We start from the raw sequence: 12987 nt of genomic DNA, 5'->3' as shown, positions 1-12987 counted from the left end.
CCGGGCCGGGCAAAAAATAGCTTCAAATAACACCGTACTGTGGATAACTTTTCTAATTTTGAGTTGTAAAAAAACACAGCTATGGAAGCACTGCAATACCCGATAGGGAAGTTTGACAGGCCGGAGGTCATAACCGGTGCGCATATAAAAGAGTGGACAGGTATACTGGAAAACTTTCCGGCCCGTCTGAGGAAACAGGTCACCGGGCTTACGGATGCACAACTGGACACTCCTTATCGCGAAGGCGGATGGACCGTTCGTCAGGTAGTACACCACCTGTACGACAGTCATGTTAACAGTTATGTTCGCTTTAAATGGACATTGACGGAAGATCAACCGGTAATAAAAGCGTATTACGAAGACCGGTGGGCCGGGTTACCCGACACCACATCCGCTCCCGTAGCACTGTCTTTACAAGCCCTGGAGGCGCTGCATGCCAAATGGGTTTATCTCCTGAAAGGACTGTCAGAGGCCGATCTGGAGCGGGTATTTGTGCATCCCGCCGGGCACAGGGAGGTGTCGCTTGCCGAAAACATCGGTATATATGCGTGGCACAGCAATCATCATTATGCCCATATCAAAAACCTCCTGGAGCGGAAAGGCTGGCTTTAGAGCAACAATTTCATTCGGGTCATGCCCCGGTATTCTTCTTTAATGGGAGGAAAATCCATGGTATTCATCGTATACCGGAACACGGGCCGGAATCCCGATTTTTTGTAAAATGCCAGGGCAGGGCTGGTATCCATGACATTCAGCCAGATTACCTTTTTACCGAGTTTGCGGGCATAATCTTTTACAAAATCCATTACCCTGTCTCCAACACCTTTACCTGCCGCTTCCCGGACAATATATATTTTTTCGATTTCCAGGGCTTCTGCGGCCCTATAGCCCACCAGAGTATGGTCTTTTACTATTTTGAGGATGCCTATCGGCTGTTTTTCAAAACAAACCAGGAAATAACCGAAGTCCGGGTTTTGAAGATCATTCTCAACGGCTTTCCTGCTGAAGTTCTTTTCCATATAAAAGCCCCCTTTGTCTTTCCATATGTGAAGATAATGTTGCTTATAGGAACAGCGGCCTATGCGTACAACGGTGTCAATATTTTCGGGGGTACACCGAACGATTGTTATTTCTGTGCCTTTTTCCGGCTGGTCTATTTCTTCCACTTGATATTACATCCTATACTTGGCTTTTGGTGTTCGGAGACTTTTTCTCCGTTGCTGAGGGCATCGAGGGCGGCCCTGAGGTCTTTACCCGTTACGGGGATGCCGTTTCCCGGTCTCGAATCGTCGAGTTGCCCGCGATAAACGAGCTTAAGGTCCCGGTCAAAAACATAGAAATCCGGCGTACAGGCGGCATCATAGGCTTTTGCAACTTCCTGGGTTTCGTCATACAGGTAAGGGAAGGTGAAACCCTGTTCCTGCGCATTCCTGGTCATAAGTTCGGGAGCGTCGTCAGGATAGTTTTCCGCATCATTGCTGGAAATAGCGGCAAAGCCGATACCCCGGGAAGTATACGCTTTGGCAATCGCGGCGATTTCCGTGTTGACGTGTTTTACAAACGGGCAGTGATTACAGATAAACATGATCACGGTGGCCGTTTTCCCGCGAACCGCGGACAGCGATATATTTTTTCCGGAAACCGTATCCGGAAGTTCAAAATCCGGTGCCTTGGTGCCAAGGGGAAGCATGTTACTGGGTGTTCTTGCCATTTCCTGTTATTTTAAGCGCTGAAAAAATATTTGTTTTCCGTTCCGACCGTATACAACGGTCGGAAAAATTAAGGAGGCACTAAGTTACAAATTTGAAGTATGAAGGACAAATGGACAGGAGGTTTCGCGTATCCCGTTTTTCTTTTCCGGGGTGACAGGTTATTAAGTTAATGAGTTATTAAGTTAATGCGTTAATGAGTTAATGTGTGCCGCCTAAGTAACCGAATAACTTAATAACCAGTAACTAAATCGCAATTTTATCGCTTGCCAAACCACTGTCTCTTTCAGTACGGAGTGAGTTATTAAGTTAATGAGTTATTGAGTTAATGAGTACTGCCTAAGTAACCTAATAGTCTAATAACGAGTTACTAAATCACAATTTCTTTACTTGCTTAACCGCTGTCTCTTTCGGTATGGAGTGGGTTATTAAGTTAATGAGTTAATGGGTACTGCCTAAGTAACCGAATAACTTAATAACCAGTAACTAAATCGCAATTTTATCGCTTACTAAACCACTGTCCTTTTCAGTACGGAGTGAGTTATTTAAAAAGACGTAAAATATTGGTTTTGAAAAGGGTTTATTCGTAACTTTAAAGAAATCTAAGTAGGAACTATAAACGCTGAAACCATGAAAAATGCCTATGAGACCTTGTCCGAAGCCATTGAGGAGCTCAAAAAGGAAGGTTTTACACAGGATTATAACCTTCAGGACAAAGGAGTAAAGAACAAAGAGAAAAACAGCCATATCCCTGCAGAAGATCTCAATGTGTTGCAAATGTACCGTTTTGAAGGGAATACCAACCCGGATGACAATTCGGTACTTTACGCGATAGAAACGGCCAAAGGTGAACGCGGGCTCCTGTTGGATGCTTATGGCGTATATTCGGGAAATATATCCAGGGAGATGATGGATAAACTTCGCATCCATTGATCCGGGTATTCGGTAATTAGTACGCGACATTCCGTGATTGCGCAAGGAGAACGGAATACGGTCGCATCACTACTGCCGGTTGCTCAACCCGGTGTAAAACCGTTTGGATTTAGGAATTTCTTGTTTTAAGTTTGGCTCTTCATTTAAAAGAGGCTTACTATGAAAGAAATATCCTGGGGCGATTTCCAAAAAGTGGTGATGTGTGTGGGGACCATTGTGGAAGTGAACGATTTTCCCAAGGCCCGTAAACCGGCATACCAGATGGTGATTGATTTTGGTGATGAGATAGGCATGCGGAAATCTTCGGCACAGATCACAAAGCGGTATGCCAAGGAAGACCTGCTCAACCGGCAGGTCGTAGCTGTGGTGAACTTTCCCAAAAAGCAGATCGCCAACTTTATGAGCGAATGCCTGGTGGTAGGAGCAGTGGGAGATGAAGGTGATGTGGTATTACTGTCTCCGGACTTTAAAATAAAAAACGGGCTCAGGATAGGCTAATGCTACCCGGCCCGTATTTTTTATGCCGTATGCCGTGTGCTCCCGGGTCGGGAGTGTTGCTGCCTACATGAGTTCGTTGAAGAAAACCACATTCATCAGGAGTTTATTGGTGCCGTACCAGAATGCCCTGAAGTTGGTGTTGTCGGTAAAGATAATTACTTTACCGTCTCCTGACCGTTGTATTTTGAAGGGTACCGAACCTTTTAATTGTTCGAGGTTCTCTTCGGAAATATACCCGCTCAGCAACGGATCTTCCGTGTATCTGATGGGATTGTTATAGCTTTGTTCGTCAGGTTCGATAAAGATATTCGTGTTCCTGAAAAGCGGTATCCGGTTGTTTTTATACCCGAAATTTACGGGATGCGACCGGTCGATTTCGGCTTCGAAAATTGCGCCGCCCGTTACCTGGGCGCCGTGGAAATCGCGCCGTTCTTCATAGGTAATGTCTTTTGCCGTGATTTCCGTTTCCCGGAGTTCAGGGGTTATGAACTCATTCTTTTTAAGCCAGTTTATGGCATTCCTGTAACCGATAAGCACGCCGCCGGCATTGACCCAGTTTTCCAGCTTCTTTTTGATATCACTGTCCAGGCTTCCCCAGGTATTGGTAAGGATAAAAATGTTGTATTTGTCCAGCTCAACCCGGTTCAGGTAGCTCTCGTCGATCTTGGTGACGGGAATATCGTAACGCTGGTCAAAAAGATGCCATATTTCCCCGGCGTCATAAGGAGAAATTCCATTCCCCGTGAGTAATGCTACCTTTGGTAATTCAAGGGTTTCAAACTGGTTACTGCCCAGGTCGATGCCTATGGCATGCCCGGTAGATACTCCATTGATAGTTATATGGCTCTCCCCGGCAACTTTCTGTAAGAACGCATAGAGTGCTTCGCTGTCCATCTCCTGGTTCTGTACGGGGATCATTATCGTACCGTAGTCATACGCCTTGTTCTCTATCGAAAAAGGCGTTTTCCCTACTTTGGCCCTGATCCCTTTGCGGAGAATCCGGTAGAGTGCCCCGGGGGTGTAGTATTCGTGCCATTCGAACAGGTAGGCATAATTACTTTTGTCACTGACACGGCCTTCTCTCAGACTGATCCCGGAATGTGTTTCATCGGCATGAGAAAAATTTGTTTCGTGGTGGTCCAGGTTGAAGGCCAGGGGGAAGGACCATGCGGAGATATCGTAGAAAAGACTGTCTGTAAATTCCGTGCGGGTCTCGAACATGGCATCGATGAGCCTGCTGTTTTTCTGGTTCCGGGGAACAATATAGCTATAGCCTTTTTTGTAGTGTTTGTCCCCTTCGGTGAAATCCCGGGCTATATCGTAAACTTTTATTTTATGGCGTTTTAATATTTCGGCCAGGTGATAGGCTTTGGCAGCGTCTTTTTCATCGCCGAATACAATGGCTTTCCCCTTGTTTCCGGTGGCTTCGTCCCGGGCATCGGTATAGAATTCACGTTGGTAATCGAGCAGTTGCTGTCGCAGGTTATTGGCGGCTTCGAGGGTGGACAGGGCCGTGGTAAACTGGTTCCTTACGGTAAAGGGAAAGGTGAGCAGCCCGTTATCGCTTTCCTGTACATGGCCCCGGGAACTGCCCTGCTCGAATAAGATGCCTATGCTCCCGTTGATATCGGGGAAGGTAGAGCCCTTGCCGTAATAAAAATCGTCATAATTTTCTTCGGAAAAATAGAGCGAGCCTATCTTGTCCAGGGCTTTTGAGTGAAACGTGGCGATTTGTTTGGTGAGTTCCTGGTTCATTTCGGGAGTGAGGGGATGCACCCTGGTAGGTTCGCCGGGCTGGAAAAAGAAGGTGGAGTTGGTCCCCATTTCGTGATGGTCCGTAAGGATATTGGGCAGCCAGCGGTGAAAAGTCGCAATTCTTGCCCGGCTTTCGGGCAGTTGAACGGGGAGCCAGTCGCGGTTCATGTCAAACCAGTAATGATTGGTCCTTCCCCCCGGCCATACCTCGTGATATTCCCTTTCGTTGTTATCCGGGTTGAGGTTTTTACTCCTGTTGGTATTGGCCCAGTAGGCAAAACGCTGTAGCCCGTCGGGGTTAAAACAGGGGTCGAAAAGGATAATGGTGTTGCTGAGCATTTCTTCTATCCCGGCACCTTCCGCGGCGGCGAGGTAATAAGCCAAGGCCAGGGCGGCATTGGAGCCGCTCGGTTCGTTGCCGTGAATGGAAAAACCCTGGTAAACCACAACGGGCATGTTTTGTGTATCCAGGCTTCCGCTTCCGGATTCGGTGAGTTTTATATGTTGTTTGCGGATATTTTCAATGTTCCGGTGGTTGTCCGGTGACGTTATGGTGAGGAGGAGGAGCGGGCGCCCTTCATAAGTAGTCCCCCGGTTTTCCAGGGAGATCCGGTTGGAAGCCCCGGCCAGTGTCTTCATGTACGTTATCAGTTTGTCATGGGAGACATGCCATTCCCCCACTTCGTGTCCTATAACACTTTCCGGTGTGGGGATATCGGAATTATAAGTTGTGTTTTGTGGCAGGTAATAATCGAGGTTTACGGTATTTTGTGCAAAAATACACTGTCCCACGACGAGAAGTAGTAGTGTTAATTTTTTCATGATTGTGTTAGTTAGCAGGTTGTAAATATAAAAAAACCGCTTCTTTTTAAGGAAGCGGCTGGTCGTTTTAGAAAAGTTTTAACGCTTTAAATGTCGTCAAAACTAAGATCTGTAAAATTGTCGGATGAAGATTCTCCGTTAGAATCGGGAGTTTCTTTTTTAAAGTCTTTTTGATGGCGTTCGGAAATTACTTCTTCTCCTTTTTCTTCTATAACGTAATCGGTCATTTCCGCCAGGATCTCCCTGAATGCACTGAAATCTTCCTTGTACAGGTAGATCTTGTGTTTTTTGTAATGGAAAGAACCGTCATCATGTGTAAACTTTTTACTCTCCGTAATAGTGAGGTAGTAATCTCCAGCTTTGGTCTCCCTTACATCAAAAAAATAAGTTCTCCTTCCGGCTCGTAAAACTTTCGAGAATATTTCATCTTTCTCTAGTAAACCTTTTTCACTCATAATCCCTCTAATCTTAAAATTATGTTGTATAGTTAAACAGAACCAAAAATGTGAAAAAAAATGAAATGAAGCAACAAAAAACTTACATTTCTTTTTCCGAAAGCTGATTCAGATACAATTCTTTGTAAGGTCCTTCAGTATTTATAAGTTGATTATGAGTACCTTGCTGGGAGATGGAACCATTCTCGAGGACTATGATCTTATCGGCATTCCGGGCCGAAGATACCCTGTGGCTCACGATAATGGTGGTTTTTTCTTTGGACGCTTTATTAATGTGTTTCAATATCTTTTCTTCGGTTTCGGTATCTACCGCGGAGAGGCAATCGTCAAACAGGAAGATTTCAGGGTCCTTGAGTAATGCCCTGGCAATGGAAACCCGTTGTTTCTGTCCCCCGCTCAGGGTAATGCCCCGTTCACCCAGTACGGTATCGTACTTTTTGGTGAATTTCATAATGTTTTTGTGCACCTCTGCCCGTTTCGCCGCATCGATGACCTCCTGGTCTGTTGCATCCGCCTTGCCGAACCTGATATTGTTCTTTATGCTGTCTGAAAACAGGAAGGCTTCCTGGGGGACGGCACCTATGGCTTTTCGTACGTCATAGAGGTTCAGTTCTTTCAAGGGGACATCGTCGATAAGGACCTCCCCTTCCGGAACATCATAGAGCCTGCTGATAAGATCCAGTATCGTGGATTTTCCGGAGCCGGTCTTGCCTATAATTGCCAGGGTCTCCCCGCGGCTAAGGGTAAAAGACAGGTTGTTGAGGGCCGTAATGTTAGTGTCCTCATAGGTAAAAGAAACATTTCTGAATTCTATTTTCCCGCCGACCGGGGTGGGTTTCGGGTTGTGGTTCTGTATCTGGGGCACGGTGTTCAGAAACTCATTGATCCGTTTTTGAGAGGCCTCTGCCCGTTGTACTGTGGAGGTCAGCCAGCCCACAATGACCACCGGCCAGGTGAGCATGGTGATATAGATAATGAATTCTGCAATGATCCCAATGCTTTCTATTTCTCCTGTAATATATTGATTACCGCCCACGTAAATGGCTATGGTGCTGCTTATTCCTATGAGCAGGGTCATCAGTGGCATAAACCAGGCGTTTACACGGGCCAGGGACATGCTCTTCCTTTTCCCGTCTTCGGCAAGTACCTCTGTTTCGAGGTTTATACGGGGCTCTATACCATAGGCTTTGATGACAAAGATCCCGGAAAAAGTTTCCTGGGAAAAAGTGGAAAGGGTGGAAAGGTATTGCTGTACCACCGTACTCCTTTTATGAATGACTTTGCTTATCCTGTAAATGAGATAGGAAAGGAAGGGTAGAGGGATAAGACTGTAGAAGGCCATCATGGGCGATTTGTAGAACATAATGGGTACCACGCATAAAAACAGGGTAAAGGTCTGTATGCTGTACATTACCGCAGGCCCTGCGTACATGCGTACCTGGCTTACATCTTCGCTTATGCGGTTCATCAGGTCTCCGGTACGGTTTTTCTTGTAAAAGTTCAGCGACAATTTTTCATAATGCCGGAATATTTCATTTTTGAGGTCAAACTCGATATAGCGCGAAATATTGATAATGGTCTGCCGCATCAAAAAGGTGAAAAAGGCAGACAACAGGGTGGAAGCCAGTATGATGAGGATGTTGGTGAGCAAGATGGATTGCAGTGCTGCCTCGTTTGCGTCCGGAGTGGAGAGGAAATCCTCTACCGCAGCGATGGATTTGCTGACATAAGGAGGCATTACCAGCGAAAATATCCGGGCTATGATGGTGATTATTATACCGATAAGGAGTTTTACCTTATATTTTTTAAAGTATTTGTTAATGTATTTTAATTCTTTCATAGAAATCAAAAAAGAAAGGTTGTTTTGCTAAATCGTCATTTATGACAGCTATTTTTTCAGATATCTTTAATTTTTACATATTTTTGCATAGTGATTTTATCAAATCATCAAAATATAGAAATCATCTAATACCCAGGAATAATGACGACAGATATTTTACGTTCTGACGAACTTAAAAAAGTTGACCCGGTTTTCGGTCAACTTTCTTTTAACGATCATGAACAAATTGTATTCTGTAACGACAAAGATACAGGATTAAAAGCAATTATCGGTATTCATAATACAGTATTGGGTCCTGCACTCGGCGGAACCCGGATGTGGAATTACAAAACCGAATGGGAGGCATTGAATGACGTGTTGCGCCTTTCCCGGGGCATGACCTATAAATCTGCTGTTACGGGGCTCAACCTCGGGGGCGGAAAAGCGGTGATTATCGGTGATGCCGGGACGCAGAAAACCCCCGAACTGATGCGGAAATTCGGAACATTTGTCAATTCGCTCGGCGGTAAATACATCACCGCGGAAGATGTGGGAATGGAAACTGCCGATATGGACCTGGTAAAAGAAGTGACCCCTTATGTAACCGGGGTTTCGGAATCCAGGGGAGGAGCGGGAAACCCTTCACCGGTTACGGCATACGGTGTATATATGGGAATGAAAGCCGCTGCCCGGTATAAATTCGGTACGGACAAACTGGACGGTAAAAAAGTGCTGGTACAGGGCGTGGGGCACGTAGGGGAAACCCTTGTGGGGCACCTTACCCAAGAAGGCGCAAAAGTATTTATAACGGATATTAATGAAGCCCGCCTCCGGGAACTGAGTGAAAAATACGGAGCCGTGGTGTATGCGGGAGACGATCTGTATGCTGCGGAAGTTGATATCTATGCCCCCTGTGCGCTCGGGGCCACAATAAATGACGATACCGTTTACAGGATCAGGGCCGGGGTTATCGCCGGGGCGGCCAACAATCAGCTTGCCGATGAAAACAAGCACGGTGCCATCCTGAAGGAAAGAGGGATAGTGTATGCCCCCGACTTTCTTATCAACGCCGGCGGTATAATCAATGTGTATGCCGAACTCGAAGGTTATGACAAGGAGGAGATCATGCGCAAAACCGAAAATATTTACAATACTACCGGGGAGATCTTTGCCCATTCCGAAGAAAACGGATGCACCACCCATCAATCTGCCCTGCGTATTGCACAGGCCAGAATAGATGCCGGAAAGAAGGAAAAAGGAGCATAAATTTTCCACAGATATGGCAAAATCCGATTTAGTAACATAAAAAACTTGGATTTTGAAATTGGAAACCCTTATTTTTGCAAGGCGGAAGAATATCTCTTTCGCCTTAATTTTTTAATGGCAGGTTCTTTAATATGTTAACAAGACGACATATTCGCGTTAAAGTAATGCAGTCGATTTACGCACTGACCCAAGCGAAGAAAACCGATCTGGACAAGGAAGAAAAATTCCTTTCCACGAGTCTGGAGAATATGTATATCCTTTACCTGGTACTCCTCAGCCTTTTGGTGGAGATCAGGAAAATGGCTGCTTACAGGCTTACGGCCTCCGGAAAAAAATATTTGGCTACCGAAGAAGAAAAAAATCCCAATCGCAAGTTTGTGGACAATAAAGTGCTGGCCCTGCTGGCCAATAATACCCTTCTTGCCGACGAACTGGAATCCCGGAAGTTAGATAACTGGTACCTCGACGAAGAATACGTGAAGGTGTTGTACAACGCCCTGGAAGAAAGTGACATTTACAGAGAATACATGTCTACCAGGCACTCCTCTTTCAAGGAAGACAAGGAATTTGTACAGAAGTTCTACAAGGAAATAATAGCACCGAACGATAAGCTGTATGATTATATCGAAGACTACAACCTTACCTGGGTGGACGATCTCCCGCTTGTAAATACGTTTATACTGAAGTCGTTGCGGAAAGTAAAACCTTCTGATGGCGAACGCTATTTTTTGCCCCGTCTGTACAAGGATGAGGAAGACCGTATGTTTTCAAGGGAGCTCTTCCGGAAAACCGTGCTCAGCGAAGAAATGCTGCAACAGGAAATATCGGGGAAAACCCCCAACTGGGATACCGACAGGATCGCGGAAGTGGATGAAGTGCTGTTAAAAATGGCTATCTGTGAGTTTTTGAGGTTCCCTTCCATCCCTATAAAAGTAACTATTAACGAATACCTGGAAATAGCCAAGGAATATTCCACCCCGAAGAGCAGTATTTTCATAAATGGCATACTGGACAAGATGGTCAAGGATTTCGAGTCGCGGAATAAATTGAACAAAGTAGGAAGGGGATTAATGTAATTATCCTTACTTTTATGCCCTTAACAGAAATTAATTAGTTAAATATAATCCGTAAAAATAACAAGGTGATATGAAAAGAGTTGTTTTGACCATAGCACTTGTAGCAGCGGTTTTTACTTCCTGTAAAAATGATGCTACCAAAAAAATAAAAGCCGAAAATGTGGCGCAGGCCGCAGTGAGGGACGAGGCTGCCAAAAAATTACCCGTATTGGAGTTCGATAAAAAAGAACACGACTTCGGTACCATACAAAGAGGAACCGCTGTAGAGACGGTGTTTGAATTTACAAATACCGGAGATGCTCCCCTGGTGATCACCGATGCCAGCAGTAGCTGTGGGTGTACAGTACCTGAATTTCACAAGGACGAACCCATTGCCCCGGGAGAAAAGGGAGAGCTAGTGGTAAAATATAACGGCTCCGGTATAAACCAGGTAACCAAAACAGTAACCGTAACGACCAACACGGAAAAAGGAAGCGAACAAGTGAGGATCAAGGCTTTTGTAGAAGAGCCGGGAAAATAAATCCTCAGGTATAAATTTAAACAACAATATGGAATCAATTAATGCACTGGCCCCCTTTTTATTGATGTTTGTGGTGATCTATTTCTTTATGATCCGCCCGCAAATAAAACGTCAGAAACAGGAAAAGAAATTTGCTGCCGAACTGAAGAAAGGGGATAAGGTAGTCACCAAGAGTGGTATGCACGGAAAGGTCATAGACCTGAATGACAGCGATAATTCATGTATCATTGAAACCCTGGCGGGGAAGATCAAGTTCGAACGTTCTGCCATTTCCATGGAAATGAGCACGAAGCTAAATGCCCCGGCGGCCGATAAAAATGCCAAACCGGCTGCAAAAGACAACAAAAAATAAAGGTTAATAATGTTATGATATAAGAAGCCATTTTCTTCGGAAGGTGGCTTTTTCTTTTTGCCACGAAGGCACTAAGTTTAGTTTCTGTATCTTTTGATGCCCTGTTTGATGAGAGGGACATTAAAGTTTACCAGATACCCCAATTTGAGCTCTGTTAATTTTAAATGGCTTATGATCTGCGCTTCCCATACGGCATTTAATTGATCTACAGCTTTTAATTCCACGATGACCAAGTCGTTGATCAAGAGATCGAGCCTTAATCCTTCATCAAATACAATACCGTCATATTTAATTGGAATATCTACCTGCCTTCTTACATGAAACCCGGCCTTTCGAAGTTTATGAGACCTCATATACCTTTTCCAAAAGCCCCGGCCCCAGTGCCTTATGAATCTTGAAAGCGGCATTGACTATGGCTTTGCCGATGCTTTCTTCCTGATGTGAAAGGGGTTTATAATCCATAAATCTCGGATTTGAAAACTTGGTGCCTTAGTGCCTTCGTGGCTATTATCTATTCCCGGTATTTATCTGACGTAAGCTCAGCAATCTTCACAATAATTTCCACTGCTTTCTGCATGCTTTGTACGGGAACGTATTCGTATTTCCCGTGAAAATTGTGTCCCCCGGCAAAAATATTGGGGCAGGGCAGTCCCATATACGAAAGCTGTGAACCGTCCGTACCTCCCCGGATGGGTTTGATGATGGGGGCAATACCGGTATCTTTCATAGCCTGTTCTGCGATTTCCACGATATGGAAAACGGGTTCTATCTTTTCCCGCATGTTGTAATACTGGTCGTTGATCTCCAGTGTTATGGCATTACCGTTCTTAAAATTCAGTTCGTTGGTTATTTTCTGTAAAAGCTCCTTACGGGCCTCGAACTTATCAAAATCGTGATCCCGTACAATACCTTCCAGTACCGTATTTTCTATGTCGCCCTTAATGCTGTAAAAATGAAAGAACCCTTCCGTGCCTTCCGTACGCTGGGGTATTTCATTCGGGGGGAGCATGTTGGCAAACTTGTTGGCAATGAGCAGGGAATTGATCATTTTTCCCTTGGCATAGCCCGGGTGAACGCTTTTCCCCCGTATCCTTATTTTGACTCCGGCCGCATTGAAATTTTCATACTCCAGTTCGCCTACCTCGCTGCCGTCCATGGTGTAAGCCCATTCCGCACCGAATTTTTCCACGTCGAATTTACCTGCTCCGCGTCCTATTTCTTCGTCGGGGGTAAAGGCTATGCGTATTTTGCCGTGTTTTATTTCCGGATGGTCAATCAGGTATTCCATCGCGGTTACGATCTCGGTAATTCCGGCCTTATCGTCTGCTCCGAGCAGGGTAGTGCCGTCCGTTACGATCAGGGTTTGTCCTTTGTATTGCAGGAGGTCTTCAAAATACCGCGGGGAGAGGACAATGTTTTCTTCCTCGTTTAAAACAATGTCTTTACCGTTGTACTTTTCGATGATCTGCGGCTTTACGTTGGTCCCGTTAAAATCGGGCGAAGTATCCATGTGGGAAATAAAACCGATAACCGGGACCTCATGGTCCACATTACTTGGCAGGGTGGCCATGACATAGCCGTTTTCGTCTACCGAGACATCCTGCATGCCTATGCCTTTCAGTTCCTCCACAAGCCTGTTGGCCAGTATCCATTGTTTGGCGGTACTCGGGGTGGAGGAAGATTCGGGGTCGGACTGGGTGTCGATGGTTACATAGCTGATAAAGCGGTCTATAATGTTTTGCATATGGCGGTATTTTTTTTGCGAAAGTACTACTATTAGGT

15 protein-coding genes are annotated in these 12987 nt (G+C 45.3%); 7 read left to right on the top strand and 8 right to left on the bottom strand.

The window, feature by feature from the left end; genetic code table 11:
- Window positions 1-81 precede the first annotated feature (81 nt).
- Complete coding sequence (locus LS482_RS03570) at window positions 82-612, top strand: YfiT family bacillithiol transferase (RefSeq protein WP_233030382.1); 531 nt, start codon at window positions 82-84, stop codon at window positions 610-612.
- Here LS482_RS03570 and LS482_RS03565 read toward each other — a convergent pair.
- Both LS482_RS03565 and LS482_RS03560 read right to left on the bottom strand, forming a co-directional pair.
- Entirely contained in the window at window positions 609-1166 is a 558-nt protein-coding gene (locus tag LS482_RS03565) for a GNAT family N-acetyltransferase (RefSeq protein ID WP_233030381.1), read from the bottom strand. The genes LS482_RS03570 and LS482_RS03565 overlap by 4 nt on opposite strands.
- On the bottom strand, window positions 1154-1711 hold the full coding sequence (locus LS482_RS03560) for a thioredoxin family protein (protein ID WP_233030380.1): 558 nt from the start codon (window positions 1709-1711) through the stop codon (window positions 1154-1156). Before LS482_RS03560 ends, LS482_RS03565 begins: the two co-directional genes overlap by 13 nt.
- A gap of 628 nt (window positions 1712-2339) precedes the next feature.
- Between LS482_RS03560 and LS482_RS03555 the strand changes: the two genes are divergently transcribed.
- Window positions 2340-2642 carry a phosphoribosylpyrophosphate synthetase gene (locus LS482_RS03555; protein ID WP_233030379.1) on the top strand — a complete coding sequence of 101 codons (303 nt, stop codon included), beginning with the start codon at window positions 2340-2342 and terminating at the stop codon, window positions 2640-2642.
- A 159-nt stretch (window positions 2643-2801) separates the two neighbouring features.
- Window positions 2802-3140: a tRNA-binding protein gene (locus tag LS482_RS03550; protein WP_233030378.1), complete on the top strand. Its 339-nt coding sequence runs from the start codon at window positions 2802-2804 to the stop codon at window positions 3138-3140.
- A 63-nt stretch (window positions 3141-3203) separates the two neighbouring features.
- On the opposite strand, the gene LS482_RS03545 is transcribed toward LS482_RS03550, so the two are convergent.
- The 3 genes from LS482_RS03545 to LS482_RS03535 all read right to left on the bottom strand — a co-directional run bounded on the left by LS482_RS03545 (window position 3204) and on the right by LS482_RS03535 (window position 8012).
- The gene (locus tag LS482_RS03545) at window positions 3204-5717 is read right to left on the bottom strand and encodes a M14 family zinc carboxypeptidase (protein ID WP_233030377.1); all 2514 of its coding nucleotides are present in this window, start codon (window positions 5715-5717) and stop codon (window positions 3204-3206) included.
- An 86-nt stretch (window positions 5718-5803) separates the two neighbouring features.
- The gene (locus tag LS482_RS03540) at window positions 5804-6172 is read right to left on the bottom strand and encodes a PUR family DNA/RNA-binding protein (protein WP_233030376.1); all 369 of its coding nucleotides are present in this window, start codon (window positions 6170-6172) and stop codon (window positions 5804-5806) included.
- An 82-nt stretch (window positions 6173-6254) separates the two neighbouring features.
- Window positions 6255-8012, bottom strand: coding sequence for an ABC transporter ATP-binding protein (locus LS482_RS03535; protein ID WP_233030375.1), 1758 nt, complete (start codon window positions 8010-8012; stop codon window positions 6255-6257).
- Between the two features lie 141 nt (window positions 8013-8153).
- Here LS482_RS03535 and LS482_RS03530 point away from each other — a divergent pair, with 141 nt between their 5' ends.
- The 4 genes from LS482_RS03530 (at window position 8154) to yajC (ending at window position 11205) form a co-directional block, all read left to right on the top strand.
- On the top strand, window positions 8154-9257 hold the full coding sequence (locus tag LS482_RS03530; RefSeq protein ID WP_233030374.1) for a Glu/Leu/Phe/Val family dehydrogenase: 1104 nt from the start codon (window positions 8154-8156) through the stop codon (window positions 9255-9257).
- A 164-nt stretch (window positions 9258-9421) separates the two neighbouring features.
- The gene (nusB, locus tag LS482_RS03525; RefSeq protein ID WP_233030373.1) at window positions 9422-10333 is read left to right on the top strand and encodes a transcription antitermination factor NusB; all 912 of its coding nucleotides are present in this window, start codon (window positions 9422-9424) and stop codon (window positions 10331-10333) included.
- Between the two features lie 70 nt (window positions 10334-10403).
- A complete protein-coding gene (locus LS482_RS03520; protein ID WP_233030372.1) occupies window positions 10404-10853 on the top strand; it encodes a DUF1573 domain-containing protein in 450 nt (149 codons plus the stop codon).
- Between the two features lie 28 nt (window positions 10854-10881).
- Window positions 10882-11205, top strand: coding sequence for a preprotein translocase subunit YajC (gene yajC / locus LS482_RS03515; protein WP_233030371.1), 324 nt, complete (start codon window positions 10882-10884; stop codon window positions 11203-11205).
- A 77-nt stretch (window positions 11206-11282) separates the two neighbouring features.
- Here yajC and LS482_RS03510 read toward each other — a convergent pair whose 3' ends face one another.
- From LS482_RS03510 to pepT, 3 genes are read right to left on the bottom strand one after another with little or no spacing between them, the layout of a single operon-like run.
- Complete coding sequence (locus tag LS482_RS03510; RefSeq protein ID WP_254714328.1) at window positions 11283-11558, bottom strand: GxxExxY protein; 276 nt, start codon at window positions 11556-11558, stop codon at window positions 11283-11285.
- Window positions 11545-11667 carry a GxxExxY protein gene (locus tag LS482_RS21650; protein ID WP_254714327.1) on the bottom strand — a complete coding sequence of 41 codons (123 nt, stop codon included), beginning with the start codon at window positions 11665-11667 and terminating at the stop codon, window positions 11545-11547. The genes LS482_RS03510 and LS482_RS21650 overlap by 14 nt, the downstream gene beginning before the upstream one ends.
- 49 nt (window positions 11668-11716) lie before the next feature.
- A complete protein-coding gene (gene pepT, locus LS482_RS03505; protein WP_233030370.1) occupies window positions 11717-12949 on the bottom strand; it encodes a peptidase T in 1233 nt (410 codons plus the stop codon).
- Window positions 12950-12987 lie beyond the last annotated feature (38 nt).

The organism is Sinomicrobium kalidii (assembly GCF_021183825.1).
GTDB classification, from domain to species: Bacteria; Bacteroidota; Bacteroidia; order Flavobacteriales; family Flavobacteriaceae; genus Sinomicrobium; species Sinomicrobium kalidii.
This window is presented reverse-complemented; position numbering and strand designations above follow the sequence as displayed.

Bases quoted from the DNA above. Each gene is read 5' to 3' on its own strand.
- LS482_RS03570 (WP_233030382.1), top strand. From the start codon at position 82: ATGGAAGCACTGCAATACCCGATAGGGAAGTTTGACAGGCCGGAGGTC.
- LS482_RS03560 (WP_233030380.1), bottom strand. From the start codon at position 1,711: ATGGCAAGAACACCCAGTAACATGCTTCCCCTTGGCACCAAGGCACCG.
- LS482_RS03555 (WP_233030379.1), top strand. From the start codon at position 2,340: ATGAAAAATGCCTATGAGACCTTGTCCGAAGCCATTGAGGAGCTCAAA.
- LS482_RS03550 (WP_233030378.1), top strand. From the start codon at position 2,802: ATGAAAGAAATATCCTGGGGCGATTTCCAAAAAGTGGTGATGTGTGTG.
- LS482_RS03545 (WP_233030377.1), bottom strand. From the start codon at position 5,717: ATGAAAAAATTAACACTACTACTTCTCGTCGTGGGACAGTGTATTTTT.
- LS482_RS03540 (WP_233030376.1), bottom strand. From the start codon at position 6,172: ATGAGTGAAAAAGGTTTACTAGAGAAAGATGAAATATTCTCGAAAGTT.
- LS482_RS03535 (WP_233030375.1), bottom strand. From the start codon at position 8,012: ATGAAAGAATTAAAATACATTAACAAATACTTTAAAAAATATAAGGTA.
- LS482_RS03530 (WP_233030374.1), top strand. From the start codon at position 8,154: ATGACGACAGATATTTTACGTTCTGACGAACTTAAAAAAGTTGACCCG.
- nusB (WP_233030373.1), top strand. From the start codon at position 9,422: ATGCAGTCGATTTACGCACTGACCCAAGCGAAGAAAACCGATCTGGAC.
- LS482_RS03520 (WP_233030372.1), top strand. From the start codon at position 10,404: ATGAAAAGAGTTGTTTTGACCATAGCACTTGTAGCAGCGGTTTTTACT.
- yajC (WP_233030371.1), top strand. From the start codon at position 10,882: ATGGAATCAATTAATGCACTGGCCCCCTTTTTATTGATGTTTGTGGTG.
- LS482_RS03510 (WP_254714328.1), bottom strand. From the start codon at position 11,558: ATGAGGTCTCATAAACTTCGAAAGGCCGGGTTTCATGTAAGAAGGCAG.
- LS482_RS21650 (WP_254714327.1), bottom strand. From the start codon at position 11,667: ATGGATTATAAACCCCTTTCACATCAGGAAGAAAGCATCGGCAAAGCC.
- pepT (WP_233030370.1), bottom strand. From the start codon at position 12,949: ATGCAAAACATTATAGACCGCTTTATCAGCTATGTAACCATCGACACC.